This is a genomic window from Aureitalea sp. L0-47 (assembly GCF_026126405.1).
In the GTDB taxonomy this organism is placed as follows: domain Bacteria; phylum Bacteroidota; class Bacteroidia; order Flavobacteriales; family Flavobacteriaceae; genus Pukyongia.
Genome location: NZ_JAFMTQ010000002.1, coordinates 275479 through 293879, shown reverse-complemented (window position 1 = coordinate 293879; position 18401 = coordinate 275479). Strand labels below are relative to the sequence as shown.

General features: G+C 44.0%; 18 protein-coding genes. 5 read left to right on the top strand and 13 right to left on the bottom strand.

Features of this window, described 5'->3' with window-relative positions; translation table 11 throughout:
- Together J1N09_RS04555 and J1N09_RS04550 are read right to left on the bottom strand one after the other, a co-directional pair.
- Positions 1–2822 (bottom strand): HYR domain-containing protein (locus tag J1N09_RS04555; RefSeq protein ID WP_265198453.1); only part of this gene is annotated, 2822 nt, incomplete at its 3' end.
- A gap of 182 nt (positions 2823–3004) precedes the next feature.
- Positions 3005–4009, bottom strand: a complete 1005-nt coding sequence (locus J1N09_RS04550; protein ID WP_265198451.1) for an NAD(P)H-dependent glycerol-3-phosphate dehydrogenase — start codon at positions 4007–4009, stop codon at positions 3005–3007.
- Between the two features lie 125 nt (positions 4010–4134).
- On the opposite strand from J1N09_RS04550, the gene J1N09_RS04545 reads away from it, so the two are divergent.
- Positions 4135–5055: a nicotinic acid mononucleotide adenyltransferase gene (locus J1N09_RS04545; RefSeq protein ID WP_265198449.1), complete on the top strand. Its 921-nt coding sequence runs from the start codon at positions 4135–4137 to the stop codon at positions 5053–5055.
- A 93-nt stretch (positions 5056–5148) separates the two neighbouring features.
- Here the strand turns inward: J1N09_RS04545 and nadD are convergent, their stop codons facing one another.
- Genes nadD through J1N09_RS04500 form a run of 9 tightly spaced genes read right to left on the bottom strand, consistent with a single transcriptional unit; the run spans position 5149 to position 12578 of the window.
- Positions 5149–5739: a nicotinate (nicotinamide) nucleotide adenylyltransferase gene (nadD, locus tag J1N09_RS04540; protein WP_265198447.1), complete on the bottom strand. Its 591-nt coding sequence runs from the start codon at positions 5737–5739 to the stop codon at positions 5149–5151.
- Between the two features lies 1 nt (position 5740).
- On the bottom strand, positions 5741–6334 hold the full coding sequence (gmk, locus tag J1N09_RS04535) for a guanylate kinase (protein ID WP_265198446.1): 594 nt from the start codon (positions 6332–6334) through the stop codon (positions 5741–5743).
- On the bottom strand, positions 6334–7191 hold the full coding sequence (locus tag J1N09_RS04530) for a YicC/YloC family endoribonuclease (RefSeq protein ID WP_265198444.1): 858 nt from the start codon (positions 7189–7191) through the stop codon (positions 6334–6336). The genes gmk and J1N09_RS04530 overlap by 1 nt, the downstream gene beginning before the upstream one ends.
- A gap of 54 nt (positions 7192–7245) precedes the next feature.
- On the bottom strand, positions 7246–7407 hold the full coding sequence (locus J1N09_RS04525; RefSeq protein WP_265198443.1) for a hypothetical protein: 162 nt from the start codon (positions 7405–7407) through the stop codon (positions 7246–7248).
- A 16-nt stretch (positions 7408–7423) separates the two neighbouring features.
- Positions 7424–8176 carry a DUF1080 domain-containing protein gene (locus J1N09_RS04520; protein ID WP_265198442.1) on the bottom strand — a complete coding sequence of 251 codons (753 nt, stop codon included), beginning with the start codon at positions 8174–8176 and terminating at the stop codon, positions 7424–7426.
- 17 nt (positions 8177–8193) lie between these two features.
- A complete protein-coding gene (locus tag J1N09_RS04515) occupies positions 8194–9246 on the bottom strand; it encodes a sugar phosphate isomerase/epimerase family protein (RefSeq protein ID WP_265198441.1) in 1053 nt (350 codons plus the stop codon).
- A gap of 10 nt (positions 9247–9256) precedes the next feature.
- Positions 9257–10390, bottom strand: a complete 1134-nt coding sequence (locus J1N09_RS04510; RefSeq protein ID WP_265198439.1) for a Gfo/Idh/MocA family protein — start codon at positions 10388–10390, stop codon at positions 9257–9259.
- A 3-nt stretch (positions 10391–10393) separates the two neighbouring features.
- On the bottom strand, positions 10394–11602 hold the full coding sequence (locus tag J1N09_RS04505; protein ID WP_265198437.1) for a nucleoside permease: 1209 nt from the start codon (positions 11600–11602) through the stop codon (positions 10394–10396).
- Between the two features lie 7 nt (positions 11603–11609).
- Positions 11610–12578 (bottom strand): sugar phosphate isomerase/epimerase family protein, encoded by a 969-nt coding sequence (locus J1N09_RS04500; protein ID WP_265198435.1) that lies wholly within the window; start codon positions 12576–12578, stop codon positions 11610–11612.
- 277 nt (positions 12579–12855) lie between these two features.
- Between J1N09_RS04500 and J1N09_RS04495 the strand changes: the two genes are divergently transcribed.
- From J1N09_RS04495 to J1N09_RS04485, 3 genes are read left to right on the top strand one after another with little or no spacing between them, the layout of a single operon-like run.
- Entirely contained in the window at positions 12856–14553 is a 1698-nt protein-coding gene (locus J1N09_RS04495) for a GMC oxidoreductase (RefSeq protein ID WP_265198433.1), read from the top strand.
- A complete protein-coding gene (locus J1N09_RS04490; protein ID WP_265198431.1) occupies positions 14553–15227 on the top strand; it encodes a gluconate 2-dehydrogenase subunit 3 family protein in 675 nt (224 codons plus the stop codon). The genes J1N09_RS04495 and J1N09_RS04490 overlap by 1 nt, the downstream gene beginning before the upstream one ends.
- 9 nt (positions 15228–15236) lie before the next feature.
- Positions 15237–16163, top strand: a complete 927-nt coding sequence (locus J1N09_RS04485) for a hydroxypyruvate isomerase family protein (protein WP_265198430.1) — start codon at positions 15237–15239, stop codon at positions 16161–16163.
- A 4-nt stretch (positions 16164–16167) separates the two neighbouring features.
- Here J1N09_RS04485 and azu read toward each other — a convergent pair whose 3' ends face one another.
- Positions 16168–16680 (bottom strand): azurin, encoded by a 513-nt coding sequence (gene azu / locus J1N09_RS04480; protein WP_265198428.1) that lies wholly within the window; start codon positions 16678–16680, stop codon positions 16168–16170.
- A 10-nt stretch (positions 16681–16690) separates the two neighbouring features.
- On the bottom strand, positions 16691–17536 hold the full coding sequence (locus J1N09_RS04475; RefSeq protein WP_321160795.1) for a YheT family hydrolase: 846 nt from the start codon (positions 17534–17536) through the stop codon (positions 16691–16693).
- Positions 17537–17780: 244 nt separating this feature from the next.
- Here J1N09_RS04475 and J1N09_RS04470 point away from each other — a divergent pair, with 244 nt between their 5' ends.
- Entirely contained in the window at positions 17781–18371 is a 591-nt protein-coding gene (locus tag J1N09_RS04470) for a TetR/AcrR family transcriptional regulator (RefSeq protein WP_265198426.1), read from the top strand.
- Positions 18372–18401: the final 30 nt, after the last annotated feature.

Sequence of the window (18401 nt, the reverse complement as noted above, 5' to 3'; positions counted from 1 at the left end):
TGGAAGGTAGTTCCTGAGAACGGATATCCTTTACCGGCTCCTTCTAAGAACTCGATATTGGCATCCGAAGCAAAGACATTACCTGTGGCCGTACCATTGGTATAGTTAAATCCACCTGTAGAGAAATCTGTTGGTGTTACATAGAACGCGTGGGTCTCTCCCGCAGGGATGGTATATCCTAACGTAAGGTTCAGTGGTGTTTCTACACCATCTCCGTTGGAAACAACTCCAGGAGCTGTTCCAATAAGTGTCCAGGCAGCCGGGTTGTCTTCCGAACCTACCCAGGTTCCTGACTTGGCGTATACCTCCACATCGAAGGTAGCACCTGTATCACCGTGAATATCGAAGGACTGGATAGTCACATCGTTCAGGGCATTGATATCGAACATGTTTCCGAAGTTACCATTACCACCGGCCAGTGTTGTAGGCAGGGTAAATGGCGCTGGGCTATCAACTCCACCAGTGATGGTTACACCACCAGGACCACAGTTGTCGTTAACACCTGTAATAAGCGCTGAAGCAGCAATGGAAGCCATACCGTTAGCATCAAGTACGATGTCAAGTGGTATACCCGGACTGTCATAGTCGTAGTTAAGCGTCCATCCATTGATAGTACCTGTGTCTCCACCGGCATTATCAGAAACAGTAAGGATCCAGTCTCCGTTCACATCTTCTCCATCGAAGGCAGAAAGTGCTTCGTTCGGAGTGAAGGAACCGGTGATCGGTGATCCACTACACTCATCTTCGATAGGCAATGTGGCCTCATCGTCAAGAGTTACAAGCAGGTCGTTATTAGAACATCCGAAGGTTCCCGGAGGCGCTCCCATTCTGTCGATCATCGTGATGGAAGTACCTGCTGGAGATTCCAGGGTAACAATAAGGTCACCTACCCAGGTGTGTTCTATATCAAGATCTACATTCATATCGAGAACAGTTCCTACGTCAGCTACTGTAATAGTAGTTGAAATACCAGCCGGATCACTATCCGGAATTGGAAGTGCCGGAGTATCTCCCGTTGAACCAACAGCTGGTCCCGGTGTACCTATACAACTTACGGTTGGAGCTTCAATATCATTTACAGTTACGTTGAACGTACACTGAACTGCATTTCCACCCGGATCGGTGTACTCAAGTGTAGTAAGGGTTGTTCCAACAGGGAACGTTCCTCCACTTGGGAAACCAGTTACAACAGTATAAGGTACCGGTTGCGGAGCAGTTCCGATTTGATAATCGAACTCTACCTCACTTTTATTGGCTGTAGCACCGCCTTCTGTCCAGAAGGATCCTTGTGGAGCAGCTCCACCGGTTATAGCATTTTGTGTACCGAATCTTCGTATATCTACTGTGTTTCCGTCGATATCTATAGTTGCCTGAGTACTGTACGCATTGGTATTATTAGTACCACGTACTCCGAGAATTCCTACTACGTCTCCTGCAACAAAGTCAATATCAACAGGGATATATCCACTGTTAGTGTCAAGTCCTGTATAGAACAGAAGGTCCAGATAGTTATTTGTTCCAGGGAAGGCAGGTGGAGCACCGTCCATTCTCATTACCTGAATACTCTGATCTCCCGTCGATACATCAGTAGGAACGCGGATCGCGGTCATCTTGAAGTCAACCGGCGCAACAAACCAATATCCACGAGTAAGATTCGCAGTAAATGGATTGGCAGCTCCGGGGAATAATACCTGACCTGTAGTCGTCATACCTCCGCTATTAAAGCAGTTGTCAACAACCGTTGGATCCGGATAGGTCACTACCGCACCACAGATACCCGGGTCACTGTCTACGGTGATATCCGCAGGACAGGTAACCACTGGTGGCTGGTTGTCAAGCACAGTAACGGTAAACTGACATGTTGCTGTTTCAAAAGGTGGGCTATCATTAGTAGCCGTAAATTCTATAATAGTATCACCTAAAGGGAAAGGTGTTCCAGTGGCTGGACCCATAGTTTGGGTAACTGTTACCGTTCCTCCTTCCGGATCAATAGCGACCGCATCCGTGAAATTCGGTATGCCGGTACAAAGACCTGGATCCGTATTTATCATTACGTCCGCTGGACACATGATAATTGGCGGCACGCCAGGAGCATTAAAGGAGATCTCCATGGCCAGATCAGGCTGGGTTCCTACTCCACATGTAGATACGGCATCTCCCCAACTCACACATGGGTTACCTATAAGACCGTCAGGGTCCTGAAACTGTCGTTGGTTTCCATTGTTGTCACCAGTTTCAACCCAACCCCATTGGCCAAAAGTACCAAAAGCCATAATAGGCTGAACACTCAACCAATAAGTTGTACCTCCTGTGAGATTTGGTACGGCAGTTGGAGAAAGTGTAAAGGAAGGATTTCCAGGTCCTGCAATTGAACCAGGAAAATCTTCTGTATATATTACAGATCCTGGTTGTCCTGCAGCATCATCATAAATAGTCATTCTAATACTTATTGATGGATCATCAAGAGTGTTCGTTGTGCTGTTAAAGAATTGACCAATAATATCCACCTCACAGATCACTGCGTCTGCGGGAGGTACAAAATCATCAGCACTTTGCAGAGTACTGTTTCCAAAATCAGGAAAGATCTGACTTGCGATTCCGGCACCAGGAGTGGTGTTATTAACGTAATCTGTCAATACCCCATCACAGGGAATCATTTCCGTGTTATTGGGAAAAGGATGCGAAATAGGTGCAGCAAATGAAGCAGACTCCGAGAAATTGGCGGTCCCATTTGGGCTTCCTAACACATCTGCATTTTGAGACCATGAAGTGCCAATGACACATAACATGCTCAAAAAGAAGAGTAAGGTAATTTTTTTCATAATTAAAAATTTGATGTTTGAGTTACTTAATTGTCGAATGTTAAAAATAACACAAAATCTCTAATTATACAGGGGATTTTTCCCTATTCTTTAGGAATTAATTCACGAATTTACCGGATTTAACATTTAGGTTACAATCCGATTGTAGGATGTGATGTTTTTAAAGGATGTGTTGTAGCTGTTCAATTGAGCTTTTCGGTAAGTTTCTGCATGACCTTTTTAGGGTCTTTTCCTTCGTAAAGGATAGCGTAAACCGCATTGATTATAGGGGTTTTAGCTTTGTTCTTGCCTCTGGCCTCGTTGAGTTCATAGGCGCTTTTGGTAGCGTAGTAGCCTTCAGCAACCATACTCATTTCCATCATGGCGCTTTTTACCGTGTAGCCCTTTCCTATCATATTTCCGAACATTCGGTTACGGCTGAAGATCGAATACCCGGTAACAAGTAGGTCCCCCAAATAGGCGGAATCGTTAATATCCCGCTTCATTTTATGCACCTTTTTAACATAGCGTTTCATTTCACGAATGGCATTACTCATCAATACACTTTGGAAGTTATCCCCATAACCCAAACCATGAGCAATTCCGGCAGCCAGAGCGTAAATATTCTTCAGCATGGCCGCGTATTCGGTACCCTTAATATCATCACTGATATTGGTTTTGATGTATTCACAGGCAAGTTTAGAAGCAACTAATTCAGCTTTTGCAGGGTCTGCGCAGGCTATCGTAAGGTAGGAAAGTCGTTCCATGGCCACTTCTTCCGCATGACAAGGCCCGGTGATCACACCGATATCTTTAAAAGGGATGTTATAGTGAGTGTAGAAATGATCACCAACGATCAGGCTGCTTTCAGGGACAATACCTTTAATAGCCGTAAAAATGATCTTTCCCTCCAGTGATTCAGTTATTTTCTGAAGTTCCTGTTCTACAAATGCCGATGGAATTACGAATATGAGATAGTCAGCATAACGGACCATTTCATTGATATCGTTACTCAGAAACAATTGTTCTGTATGAAATTCAACCGAACTCAGATAGTTTGGATTGTGCTTCTCTTTTTTAATATGCTCCAGTGCATACACACTTCGCATATACCACCCCACTTCGTCCATGTTCTCACACAACATTTTTACTATGGCGGTAGCCCAGCTTCCACCCCCAAACACGGCAATTTTAGGTGATTCAGACATGAATTAAAATTTGTGATTTCAAAAGTACAGAATAATAAACACTTCACAAACGTCACAATATCAATAGGTTATGAGTTTGGCACGCTTTTCGTTTTTATTATATCAAATCTTTAAAACCCGAAGTTATGAAGACAGTAAAACTATTTATAGGAGCCTTACTTGCCGGCATGTTGTTCACTTCATGTTATACTGAAGTGGTAGTAGTAGAAGATCCCATGGTGGACCCTGTACCTTCCATAACACTGCATGAATTGGTATCTTCTTATGAATTGTGGTACGTAGACATTCACCGCAGCGGGGGTAATGGTTATGTTCCATTTATGCACAAGGCATTTACCGTGTCCTTTCAGAACGGAACCATGTATGCCAATAACAACCTTGTAGGCATTGGAGCCCAGGGCTATGGCTTTGGGATCGATGTTGGTTTCTACGATACTCACAATTTCGTTCTCGATATTTCTCACGATATAGATGGGTTCTACTCCTTTGAGGTAACACAACTCAGCAACAACGAAATTGAATTGTACTACCGTCCGTTGAACCTGTCCTACATATTAGTAGGTTATCAGCGAAATACGTTCGACTACGATGCTTTATTCTATGACAACATTCATTATTTCCTGCAGGAATATGTAGCCTGGGAGAAGATCTATACAAGCCCTTATGGCGAGCCTAATGAGTTCGATTATGAGAATTATCTGCAGTTCATACCAGGCGGAGGAAATGGGAACTTTCAGAGTTCGGAAGACCCGAATGGTATCGATATTTTCAACATTTACTGGGACTACACCGGTATTTACAATGTAGACAATGTACCCGGCAATGGCTATCTAAAATATTTAACACTTGATTATGACTTCCTGGGCAATGAATACTTTGAATTGTCCGTTATTAATGATCATACGATAGAATTGTTCCACGAATTTTCAGGAACCCTGTATCGTTTTACTGGAAAAGGCTACATACAGTATAAGAATACTGGAGGAAAGCTGCGTAAATCGAATGCAGAAATTGAGAAGGAAATGATAAAGATCAGTAATTTCTGATCACTTTAGGCTCGTCAATACGAGCGACATATAGTTTTTTTGGTTGGTTATGAATCGCCTCGCGCCCATACTTCGGGTTGCGGGGCGGTTCCTTTAGCGGTAGAAATTCATTTCATCAAGGTACTTCCACACGGTATCCGGCAACATGGGGCGTACATTTTTACCCGCTTTGATGGCCTTTCTTATAAAGGTGGAGGAGAGTTCCATGATCGGGGCGTCAACTCTATGAATGGACGCATGGCCCTCAAATTGGGTCTCAATTTTCCCTTCTGAAATTCGCGGATACACATAGACCTCGAATTGCTCCAGGATCACTTCATAATTCTTCCACTTGTGAAAACTCTTTAAGTTGTCTTCTCCCATAATAAGGCAGAAACTAACCTCCGGATATTTGTCTTCCAAATGAGCCAGCGTATTCACGGTATAATTGGGTTGTGGCAGGTCGAATTCTATATTGCTGGCCTTTAGTTTCGGATAGTCTTCCAGTGCGATGCGAACCATGGTAAGACGATGGATATCGTCCAGTAACGATTTCTTCTTTTTGTGTGGATTATGAGGGGTGACTACCAGCCAGACCTCATCCAGGTCGCTGAATTCAACCAGGTGATTTGCAATGGTAAGGTGTCCCGAATGTATGGGGTTAAACGTTCCGAAATAAAGTCCTATTTTTTTTCTTTCGGCCATTTTATTCTTCTTCGGAATGGGTTTCTTCTGAAATAAATCCCGCTACCAGATCTTCAGCTTCCTCCAATGCCTTCTCCAGGTTGTCGTTTACAATTATATGATCGAATTGAGGAGCTGTAGCCATTTCGATGGATGCTTTGGCGATACGCATATCTATTTTCTCATCGCTCTCCGTCTTTCGGTTTTTGAGTCGGATCTTCAGTTCATCCACACTGGGTGGTTCTACGAATACCGATAAGGTCTTTTCGGGATACTTCTTCTTAATGCGCAATCCACCAACAACATCAATATCGAAGATCACGTTTTTTCCTTCATCCCAAAGTCGGTTTACTTCGGAATGCAATGTTCCGTAGAAATTGTCGCGATAGACCTCTTCCCATTCCAGGAAGTCGTTGTTCCTGATGTGTTTTTTGAATTCTTCGGTGCTTATAAAGTAGTAATCCTCACCGTCCTTTTCATCTCCCCTGGGTGCCCGTGAAGTCACGGATACAGAAAAAGCCAGGTTTAAGGGTTCCTGGGCGAGTAAATGCCGAACGATAGTAGTTTTTCCACTGCCGGAAGGTGCGGAAAAAACGATGAGTTTTCCGCCTTTCATTACAAAACGTTTAATGCTTGTTCTTTGATCTTTTCCAGTTCGTCTTTCATTTGCACCACCAGCTGCTGCATAGGAGCGAAATTAGCCTTGCTCCCAATGGTATTGATCTCCCTGCCTATCTCCTGGCTAATGAACCCCAGTTTTTTACCATTGGAAGTATTGCTTTCCATGGTTTCTTTAAAGTAGTCCAGGTGGTTTTTTAGTCGCACCTTTTCTTCGGTGATATCGTATTTTTCCAGGTAGTAGGTGAGTTCCTGCTCAAATCGGTTTTCGTCTACCGTTTCCTTTAATTCTGAAACAGCCTTATGCAGACGCTCCTTCACATTCTCGATGCGTTGCGGATCCATTTCGATCACTTCTTCCAGCAAGGCGCCGATATTCTCGATTCGTTTTTGAAAATCCTTTTCCAGGACGGCTCCTTCGGAAGTGCGATAGCCATTGATAGCTTTCAGCGCTTCATCTACAGCCTGGGTGATCTTATTGAATTCCTCTTCGTCTATCTCCTCGCGCTCTGTCTTGAGGGCATCAGGCAGGCGTACCGCCATTTGCAGCAATTCCGCGGCACTGGTGTCGGCAATTTCCGAAAGTTGCCCCATGTATTGTTTTACAACGGCTTCGTTAATTATGGTACTGGTGCTCTCACCTGTGAGTTCAACGAACAAATTAAAATCAACCTTACCGCGAGAAAGGGTTTTGGATATCTTGTTCCGAAGTAATAATTCTTTTTCCCTGTAAGCTGAAGGTACCCTCGCATTGAGGTCCATATTCTTGCTGTTGAGGGATTTGATCTCTACGGTGATCTTTTTGTTTGGCAACTCGATAATGCTTTTGCCATAGCCTGTCATGGACTGGATCATACACTGCTGTTTATGGCAGCAAAGGTACATAAATTAACAGTTTGAAGCAGGAAACTACCGCAATTGATTCCCCTCTTCGTCATAGTGTTCCTTCAGGTGCTTTTCAGTATAAAAATAAATGAGAACGATCAATGCAGAATTACCGATAACCGTCAACATAAAAGTACAATAGCCCAGTGCACACCACAGTTGATTACTGTCGCTGGAGAAATCCATACATTAGAATGGTGATCTAATCCAGCTTCTTGATCTTAATATTCCTGTACCAAACTTTGTCGTCGTGATCCTGAAGTCCGATATGACCCGTCTGATATTTACCAAAACCTTCCCAATCCGCAAATTTGGAATTGGCAACCATGTTATCCCATTCTTCACCATGCACAGGGAAGGAAACGATTTCAGTGCCGTTCAAAGTTACTTTACCCATATTGGTCTTGTGATTGATCTCGATCACACAAAGATTCCATTCGCCTGCAGGTTTGGTAACATCTTCTGAAGGTTTAATCATATCGTAAAGTGCTCCGGCAGTGTGAAGCCCGTCACCTACTTTGGCATCCGGGTGTTTCATATTATCGAGAACCTGTATCTCCGGGCCGGTTTCATAGGCTTCCGGATATTTTTCATCTTCGTAAACACTCCAAAATATGCCGCTATTTCCTCCTTCGGAGATCTTCCACTCAAGGGATAAAACAAAGTTTGTAAATTTTTCTTTTGTGATGATATTCTTCCCGCCATCTTCGTCCGGCGTGAAGGCCATAGCCCCATCTTCAACAGTCCAGTTGTCATACATACCTTCGGCCAGGTAACCCCTCCAGCTATCGAAATTTGTGCCATCGAATAATGTGATCCATCCCGATTCTTCCATATTCACTTCCTTTTCCATAGCGGTGGTATTAGCTTCAGGTTCTGCAGATTCTTCTTTCACTTTTTCATTACAACTAACACCGATCAATGCGACCAGTGCTAAAAGAATACATTTTTTCATATTTATTTTTCTCATCGTTATAGTCCTAAAATTTTTCTGAGTTTTTCTTTATCTACTTCAGCACCGGCAAAGTCGTCGAAACGTTTTGTGGTGGCTTCAATGATGTGATCGGCAATGAATTTAGCTCCTTCCCTGGCGCCTTGCTCGGGGCTCTTGATCACACATTCCCATTCCATCACCGCCCAAACATCGCAGCCGTATTCGGTTAATTTACTGAATACGGTCTTATAGTCTATTTGTCCATCACCCAGTGAGCGGTATCTTCCGGCACGGTCCTTCCAGTCGCCGTAACCGCCGTAAGCACCTTTCTTACCCGTGGGGTTGAATTCTGAATCCTTCACATGGAAGGCCTTAATGAACTCGTGGTAATGGTCGATGTACTTGATATAGTCCAGTTGTTGAAGAACAAAATGGCTGGGGTCGTACAGAATATTCACTGCTTCGTGATTGCCGGTTGCTTCAAGAAAACGTTCAAAGGTAACTCCATCATGGAGATCTTCTCCCGGATGAATTTCGTAGCAAACAGCTACACCCTGATCCTTGAATTCGTCAAGAAGCGGCAACCATCGTTTCGCCAATTCTTCAAAGCCCATTTCCACCAGTCCGGCAGGTAATTGCGGCCAGGGGTGCCAGGCATGCCATAAAAGTGCCCCACTAAAGGTTGCGTGTGCTTTTAACCCCAGATGGTTACTCGCTTTCGCTGCACTGATTAATTGTTGTCTGGCCCATTCGGTGCGTTTTGCCGGGTTGTTCTTGCAGTCCTCAGGCGCAAAGTTGTCGAACATCACATCGTAGGCCGGATGTACTGCTACCAGTTGCCCTTGCAAGTGAGTAGATAGTTCCGTTATCTCAAGGCCGTATTCTCCTATTTTGCCTTTGAGCTCGTCGCAATACGTTTTGCTTTCTCCAGCAAGGGAAAGATCGATCAATCTGCTTTCCCAGGTTGGGATCTGTATTCCTTTGTAACCAAGGTCCGAAGCCCATTGGCAGAGTCCTTCAAGCGAGTTAAAGGGTTCTTTATCGTCCATGAACTGGGCAAGGAAAACGGCGGGTCCTTTAATTGTTTTCATACTGATTATCTTATAAAGATTTCCAAATATTACCTTCCAGGTGAGAGGCAACCACCGTTTCAATAAATCTCATACCGCGCACACCGTCTCTCATCCCCGGAAATTCCATTGGGTCGTGTTCCTGACCACGAATGGCCTTTGCAACACCTTTATATATATTCCCCATGGCATCGAAAATTCCTTCCGGATGGCCGGGAGGTAGTTTTGTTCCATCAAGTGAAACAGCGCTGTTGTATTCGTGGCCCGGTTTGAGTGTTTGGGCTGGCTTCCCTTCTTTCAGCAAATAGAGATAGTTAGGATTCTCCTGCTCCCATTTCAATGTCCCTTCTCTACCATAAACCGCGATGGTGAAGTTATTCTCCTCGGCGGTTGCTATCTGACTAGCACGTAGCACTCCTTTTGCATTCCCACCCAGCCGGAGCAATACGGTACCATCTATGTCCATTTTATTGTCTTCGTACAAATAGTTTAGATCTGCTAAAACTGATTGTATATCCATCCCGGTAACGAACTCCAGCATTTGGTATGCATGAACACCAATATCTCCCATACAACAACTAATGCCAGATTTCTCGGGATCCAGTCGCCACGTCGTTGATCTCGATTCCGGATCGTGAATTATTGGATTGATCCAACCCTGGTAATATTGTCCATCTACTTTTTGAACCTCCCCGATAGCGCCTTCGGCAATCATCTTTTTCATTTGGCGGATCATTGGGTAGCCCGTATAGGTGTGGGTAAGTGCGAAAATATTATTGTTTTTTTGCTGAATGGCTTCTAGCTCCAGTGCTTCTTCAAGATTCATGGTCATCGGTTTTTCGCAGATCACGTGAAATCCGGATTCCAGTAGCTTTTTAGCCATTGGGAAATGAAGAAAATTTGGTGTAAGTACCGAGAAGACCTGGATTCGTTCATTTTCCGGCAACTCTAGCTCCCTGGCTACCATGCTGTCGAAATCCTCATAAATTCGGTTGGTAGGGATCCCGATCTCTCGAGCAAATTCAATGCTTTTCTCGTATACCGGATTGAATACTGCCCCGGTAAGCTGATATTTGTCGAACATACTTGCTGCCACCCTGTGCAGGACCCCGATTAACGAGTCACCGCCTCCACCAAGAACGCCCCATCTGATTTTGTTACTCATAGATTATTCTTTTACTTCAATCTTTTCATTTTTAAAGGCAATCAGGAAAAACAGTAATACGGCTCCGGCTATTCCGGCTGGGAGTAACCAAATATCTGCCCAATTATGACCGTCTGCAATTGCATTGGCATCCGTATAATATCCGGCAAGCCTGAATCCTATTAACATACCCAATCCATAAGTAGCCAGGGTTATGAGTCCCTGAGCGGAACTTTTAAATTTTTCGCCCGCCTTAAAATCAGTGTAGATCTGTCCTGAGACAAAGAAGAAATCATAGCAAATACCATGTAGAATAATTCCGAAGATCAACATCCAGGCACCTTCTCCGGCATCGCCATAGGCAAAGAGAATGTAACGAACCACCCAGGCGATCATTCCAACAAGGAGTGTTAGTTTGATTCCATAGCGTTTCAGGAAAATAGGCAATAGTAGCATAAAAAAGATCTCAGACATCTGTCCAAAGGTCATTTTTCCCGCAGCTTTTTCCATCCCTATTTCGTTTAAAAACTGATTTGCGTGTTGATAATAAAATGCCAGAGGGATACATATGAGAATAGAAGCGATAAAGAAAACCAGGTAGCGTTTGTCCTTTAACATACCTAGTGCGTCCAGGCCAAGAATATCCCGGAGACTCACCTTTTCACCTTTGGCAGCTGTTGGAGGGGTATTTGGTAAAGTGAAGCTAAACAAGCCGAGCAGGGCGGACGCACCTGCTGCCATGACAAAGGTGTTTTGAAGCACATTCTCCGATTCCCAGGATAGGAATCCAATCACCAGGCCTGCAACTATCCATCCAACCGTCCCAAGCACGCGGATTAGAGCAAAATCTTTAGCGGGGTCTTTCATCTGCCTGAAAGCTACCGAGTTTACCAAAGCCAATGTTGGCATATAGAGTATCATATAAACTAATATGTATGGGTAGAAAGAAGCAAAATCCGATGAGGTTCCAGCCAGGTATAGTAAAACGGCTCCAGCAATATGGAGAATCCCTAAGATCTTTTGAGCGGCGAAATATCTATCTGCGATGAGACCGATAATAAATGGAGCAATAATGGCTCCAATTGATTGAGTTTCATAGGCCATGGCAAGCTGGCTACCCTCCGCATTGAATGCCTTGGCTAAAAAAGTTCCCATGGTGACAAACCATCCTCCCCAGATAAAGAATTCAAGGAACATCATAAAGGATAATTGTATTCTCGTTATTGCTTTCATGGGTTGTTTATTTGGTTGCCGCCGCCGCCTTTTCGATTAATTTCTTGGTGGCGGTGATCCCTTCGGGTTCATTCATTTCATTTCCTTCGAATTCCACTCCAATATGACCGGAATAACCAGCGTTTTTGACGATCTGGATCATTCTGTAATAATCTAATTTCGTTTCGTTGCCTTCTGCATCGAAGTTGTAAGATTTAGCACTAACTGCTTTGGCAGTGGGCATCATCAGTTCGATGCCTTTGTAGTAATCCGGGTACTCTTCTTCGCATTCCCCCCATCGTTCGCCGTCCTTACGTTTGATACACCAGTTCCCAAAATCTGGCAAGGTGCCGCAGTTCGGCATATTGACCTCAGCGATGGCTGCCATCAATTTGTCGGCATCCGAGGACAGCCAACCATGATTCTCACAAAGCACATTTATCTTTTTTGTTGCTGCATATTCAGAGAGTTTTTTCAATCCATCCACTACTGTCTCACTCCATACTTCGGGGTCGTTGGTTCCGAAGGTATTCACGCGAATCGAGTGTCCACCAAGTTTAGAAGCGGCATCAATCCACTTCTTATGATTTTCCACGGCCAGATTCCTGGCCTCTTCATCAGGATCTGCAAGATCCCCTTCTCCATCCACCATAATAAGGACACAGGCAACACCATGTCTTTGGTTTTCAGCTTTTAAGGAATCAATAACCGTCTCAAAACCAAGAGATTCAACCTGCTTATCGTACAATTGACTCACGTACTCTACGGCGTCAAATCCTAGTTCCTTTGCATCTTTTGAGAAATTAAATGGGTTGGCGTCTTCTGCCTCGTACCTGTGATGTAGTGACCACTGGGCTAGTGACAATTTTGGTTCGTAAGCAGTTTCTTTTTCTGAAGTCGTCTCGGCTATGGGTTCCGACACTTCATCTTTTGGTTCCTTTTCCTTACAGGATGCTACAATAGAAAACAGGAGAACAAAGAAGATTGATTTATTCATCGAAAGTAAATTTTAAAATGCAGGTTTTATGTTGGTTTTTCTAAGAAGTTCCAAGTTAGTTTTTTTTTGAAAGAATCGAATAATAATGTCTGATGTGTTACATATTTTACAATCGAAAACGTTTTCGGCTAATCATAATCTTTTTTAACTTCAAGAATTTTGTAAAATCAACAAAAAAACAGGACCTTGAGTAGCTCTTTTAACTAACGAAAGTTATCTGGTTCTTGAGTGCTAACTTTAGGAATCGGATTTAATAGCATAAACCAAACACTTCGAAATGATTAACCCTAACGAAATGTACGATGCCATAGTTGTAGGCTCTGGTATCAGCGGCGGGTGGGCCGCCAAAGAATTGTGTGAAAACGGTTTGAAAACTCTGGTTCTTGAACGGGGTAGAATGGTCGAGCACATCAAGGATTACCATACGATGAATATGGATCCCTGGGAATTTGAATACAAAGGGCAACTACCCAAATCAGAAAGGGATAAACAATTAAAACAAGCACGATCGGGATATACCACTCAAGAAGCCCGAAGGCATTTCTTTGTGAATGACCTCGAACACCCTTATAACGAGAAGAAACGTTTCGACTGGCTGCGGGGGTATCACGTGGGAGGCCGATCCCTGGTTTGGGGAAGACAGAGCTACAGATTGTGTGATTTCGATTTCGAAGCGAATAAAAAAGAAGGAGTCGCCGTGGATTGGCCGGTTCGTTATAAAGATATCGAACCGTGGTACGACAAGGTTGAAGAGTTTATTGGCGTAAGTGGCGAAAACCTTGGGTTGGAGCAACTGCCAGACGGAAAGTTCTGCCCTCCTATGGAACTTAATTGTGCGGAAGAAGACCTTAAAGCGAAGATAGCTGAGAATTATGACGATGGTAGAGTTATGACCATTGGTCGTGCGGCCCATATTACAGGAACACAGACTTTCGAGGGACGTGCCAATTGCCAGTTCCGAAACCGCTGTATGCGAGGGTGTCCGTTCGGAGGATATTTCAGTAGTAATTCATCTACATTGCCTGCGGCTGAACGCACAGGAAATCTTACTATTCGTCCTCACTCCATTGTTGCTGAAGTGCTCTACGACCAGACTAGTGGGAAAGCCAGTGGGGTCCGAGTGATCGATGCGGAGTCCAAAGAAGAGATGGTGTTCGAAGCAAAAGTGATTTTCTTGTGTGCTTCAGCCATAGCAACAGCATCAATACTGATGCAATCCAAGAGTGAGCGATTTCCAAACGGAATGGGTAACGACAGCGGTGAATTAGGACATAATATCATGGACCATCACTTCAAAGCGGGTGCCCGGGCAAAAGTACCTGGTTTCGAAGACAAATATTATAAAGGAAGAAGACCGAATGGAATATATATTCCTCGTTTCAGAAATATTGGAGGCAAAACGGACCAACCCAACTTCACCCGAGGATATGGATACCAGGGTGGCGCAAGCCGAAGCAACTATGAAGAGGTTGTAGCCGAACTTGCCTATGGGAAGGACCTGAAGGATGCAGTTACCAAACCGGGCGAATGGCGTTTCATATTGACGGGATTTGGCGAGTGCCTTCCTTATCACGAAAATAAAATGGAATTGGATTATGACAACCTCGATCAATGGGGCTTACCCACAGTGACCTTCGACGTTGAGTGGAAGGAAAACGAGTATGAAATGAGGAAGGACATGGTTGCACAAGCAGTAGACATGCTTACAAAAGCCGGGTATGATGATGTTGAGGCATGGGACGATCCCGGAGCGCCCGGACTGGGAATCCACGAAATGGGAACAGCCAGAATGGGTCGTGACCCGAAGACATCAGTGTGTAATAAACACAACCAACTGCATGCCGTACCTAATGTGTATGTCACCGATGGGGCCTTTATGACCTCCGCCAGTTGTGTAAACCCATCATTATCTTATATGGCATTCAGCGCCAGGGCTGCGAATCATGCCGCTCAACAACTTAAAAAAGAAGCATAATGGATAGAAGACAAGCCTTACGAAATATTGGATTGGGAGCCGGTGCGGTAGTAGCTACTCCTACAGTGATTAGTTTGTTACAAAGTTGCGAGAGTGAACCTTCATTCGTGCCTGTCTTTGTTTCACCCGCTGAAGGACACGCGCTTAAACAAATGGTAGACCTTATTATTCCTGCTGATGAAACTGTTCCCGGAGCAGTAGCCGTTGGCGCCCATAAGTTCATAGACGCTTACTGGAAAGAGATCACCCCGACGGTTCAGGGAGAGATTTGGGAAGAACGATATGAACCCTTACAGGACCATATCAAAATGTTCTTTAAAATGTTCGGTGAAGAATACACGGCCACATTCAGCAAAGAACTTGCAGATGGTACTTCCGAAGAGTTCGACCAAATGCTATCTAAACACCTTACAATCGATAAGGAAACACAGACGCAGCACTATTTGGCCTTAAACGAATTTTTTGAAGTATATGAGTCGGACAAAACCGCAACTCCGGCAAAGGAAGTGGCTATTTTTGGCTTACTTTCAGGTATTCGCGGCATGACTATCTGGGCCTGGAAATCCAGTGAGCAGATAGGTAAGAACGTATTATGGTACGATCCGGTACCCGGTCAACAAAAGGGGTGTATTCCACTCAGCGAAGCGGGAAATGGAAATGCCATGGCCTTATAATCAATTGGTATGAAAAGAAGATCATTTATAAAGAAGGGAGCCCTGGCGGGTTCCCTTTTTTCATTTGGTGGCACTGTGCTGGCATCGGAAATGTCAATGGACTTTTTTAAGAGTAAGCATAGCTTCAATCTTAAATATGCTCCTCATATAGGGATGTTCGAGTCCCATGCGGACAGTGATGTTGTTAGTCAGCTGGAGTTTATGGCCGAGCAGGGGTTCACGGCTTTTGAGGATAATGAAATGAAAAACCGACCCCTGATCGAGCAAAAGCGTATGGCCTCGGCCATGGAACGACTCGGGATCGAAATGGGAGTATTTGTGGCTCACAATATCTACTGGAAAGAACCCAACCTGGCCAGTGGAAAAAAGGAATGGCGTGACGAATTCCTTTCAGAAATAAAAAATTCGGTTGAAGTAGCAAAACGGGTAAATGCAAAGTGGATGACGGTGGTCCCCGGGCATGTGGATCTGCGTATGAATATGAACTACCAGATGGCAAATGTAATCGAAACGCTGAAACAAGCCAGTGCAATTCTTGAGCCGCACGGAATTGTAATGGTATTGGAGCCACTGAATTTCAGGGATCATCCGGGCTTATTTCTAACAGAATCACCACAGGCGTATGAGATCTGCAAGGCTGTGAATAGCCCGTCCTGTAAAATACTGTTCGATATCTACCACCAGCAAATCCAGGAGGGAAATTTAATACCCAATATTGAGGCCTGCTGGGACGAAATAGGGTATTTCCAGATCGGGGATAATCCCGGACGCAACGAACCCACCACGGGTGAGATCAATTACAAAAATATCTTCCAGTATATCCATAGCCGGGGATTCAAAGGAATACTTGGCATGGAACACGGAAATTCACAGGATGGTAAGCCCGGCGAACAGCGGGTGATTGATGCTTATAAAGAAGTTGACAATTTTGTCTAAAGGCCTATTCAACAATAAGCTTGCCTTTCATTAAAGCGGAGTGACCCGGGAAGCTACAAATGTAGTCGTAGGTGCCGGCTTCAGGAGCGGTAAAAGTTATGGAAGTAGACTGTCCTCCCCCTATCATTTTTGTATGAACGATCACATCTTCGCCATTGTCGGGAATCCAGTCTGAGGCTTCTCCGGCTTCTGCCGCTTTTATGGAGAACTCCGGAATGGAAACACCTTGCTTCAGCAGCACAAAATTATGCCCCATCACTTTGATGTCCATTTTGCCAATGTGTCTTAGGTTTATGGTGATTTCCTGACCAGCTTTTACTTTCATCTCCTTGATGTTGTATTGCATCATGTCGTCACCGGTAAGACCAATAGTTGCTACCTTATTGTCCTTTTCTGCCTTTTCTTTCTTAGTGCCGATTTTGATCTGTTCTTTTTCTTCTTTCTTTTCTTTTTCTCCTCCGCAATTATAAACAAGGGCGATCATGATTGCAAAGAGGCTATAACGCAATATTTTCATGTTTTAAGATTTAAATGTTTTCTTTCAGAAATTTCCAGCAACGGGTTTCGTTGTAGTAGACATTTCCTGGTTGGTAGAAGCCTACATGTCCGCCGTATTTCGAAGCTTCAAGATAGATGTTTTTTGAATTGGATGCAAGTTCTTTGGGAATGCAATGCGCACTCAGAAAGCTGTCGTTTTCTGCGTTTAAAATAAATACCGGGGTCGATATCTTGTCCAGGAATTGCAAGCTGCTGTTCTTCTCGTAATAGTCCAATGCATCTTTAAATCCATGTGCCGGTGCAGTGTAAATATTATCAAAGGCAAAGAGAGATTTTATTTCCTTCAGCTCGGACCGAGTTGCTTTTTCAGGGAAGAGCAGCGTTTTTTGCCTGTATTTCTTCCGAAGATCGATTAAAAAATGAGTTCTGTAGGGCCAATTAAGTGGTTTATTGAGGGAATCCAGGGAACCTTTTAAGCTCAGAGGTGCAGAAACCGCAATTCCACATTTAATTTGAGCAGGCAGGTGGGTACGCTCTCCCAGGTATTTCAGTAATAAGTTGCCCCCCAGGCTGAATCCGATCAAAACAATTTTCTGGTAGCTGTCTTTTTCGAGCAGGTGGTCGATCACAATTTCCAGATCGTCTGTTTTTCCTGAATTATAGGAAAGGTATTTCCTGTTGGGTTCGCCACTGCAGCCGCGATAATTCACCGCGCAAATATCCCAGCCATCTTCAACCAGCACCTTGCCCTGTCCTTTAATATAGGTGCGTTGTGCATTTCCCTCTAGCCCGTGAAGTAATACAGCGATCTTATTAGTTTCTTTTTCTGAAAAAGACAGGTCCAGATCGATAAAGTCCCCGTCAGAAAGTTCCAACCGTTCTCTAGTTTGCGCTAATTTTGGCGAAACCCTGAGTTTAGCTGAATAAATGGTAGAAAAATGCCCGTTTCGGAAGGCTCCAGGAGGTTGATAAGTTGAGGAAACTATTGGCATTGATACTAAGTCTTTTGTTGACCTGAGTTAGCAGGATATTTTCGAGATAAATATATAATAATTATCTGGGTAGATTGAAATTACCAATCAGTTTGGTTATTTAGATACCAAACGGTATCTTTGTGCCATGCGAGATGCAGAAGCAACAAGAAACACCATCATACGCGAAAGCGCGGATCTCTTCAATACACAAGGATATAAAGCTACATCCATAAGCGATATTACCAGGGCAACCGGCTACACAAAAGGAGCTATCTATCGTCATTTTGAGAATAAACAGGATCTGGAACAACACGCCTTAAGGCGTTTGTCCAAGTTAATGTTTGAAGAGATAAGCGTATCTATAAAGGAGGCTAAGACTTTCAAAACTAAGTTCGAAGCAATTTTTTCTTTCTTTGAGAATTACATGGACGAACCGCAGTATAAAGGGGGTTGCCCTTTAATGAATGCCGCGGTGGAGTCTGACGATTCTAACCCGGTGCTCCGTCAACAAGCATACAATATGCTGGCTCAGTTGAGGTCGGCAGTTGCCAAGCTTATAGAAAATGGGATCAAGAACCACCAGGTTCACCCCGATGTGGACATCCCTTATTACTGCACGATATTTATTGCTACCCTCGAAGGAGGGATCATGATGAGTAAATTGGAACGAAATAAAAATGCGATCAGGCATACCAACGATCACCTTAGAAAACTGGTGGAAGAATTGTCTGTTTAAAAAAAATTTAAAGTTATTGATACCGATAGG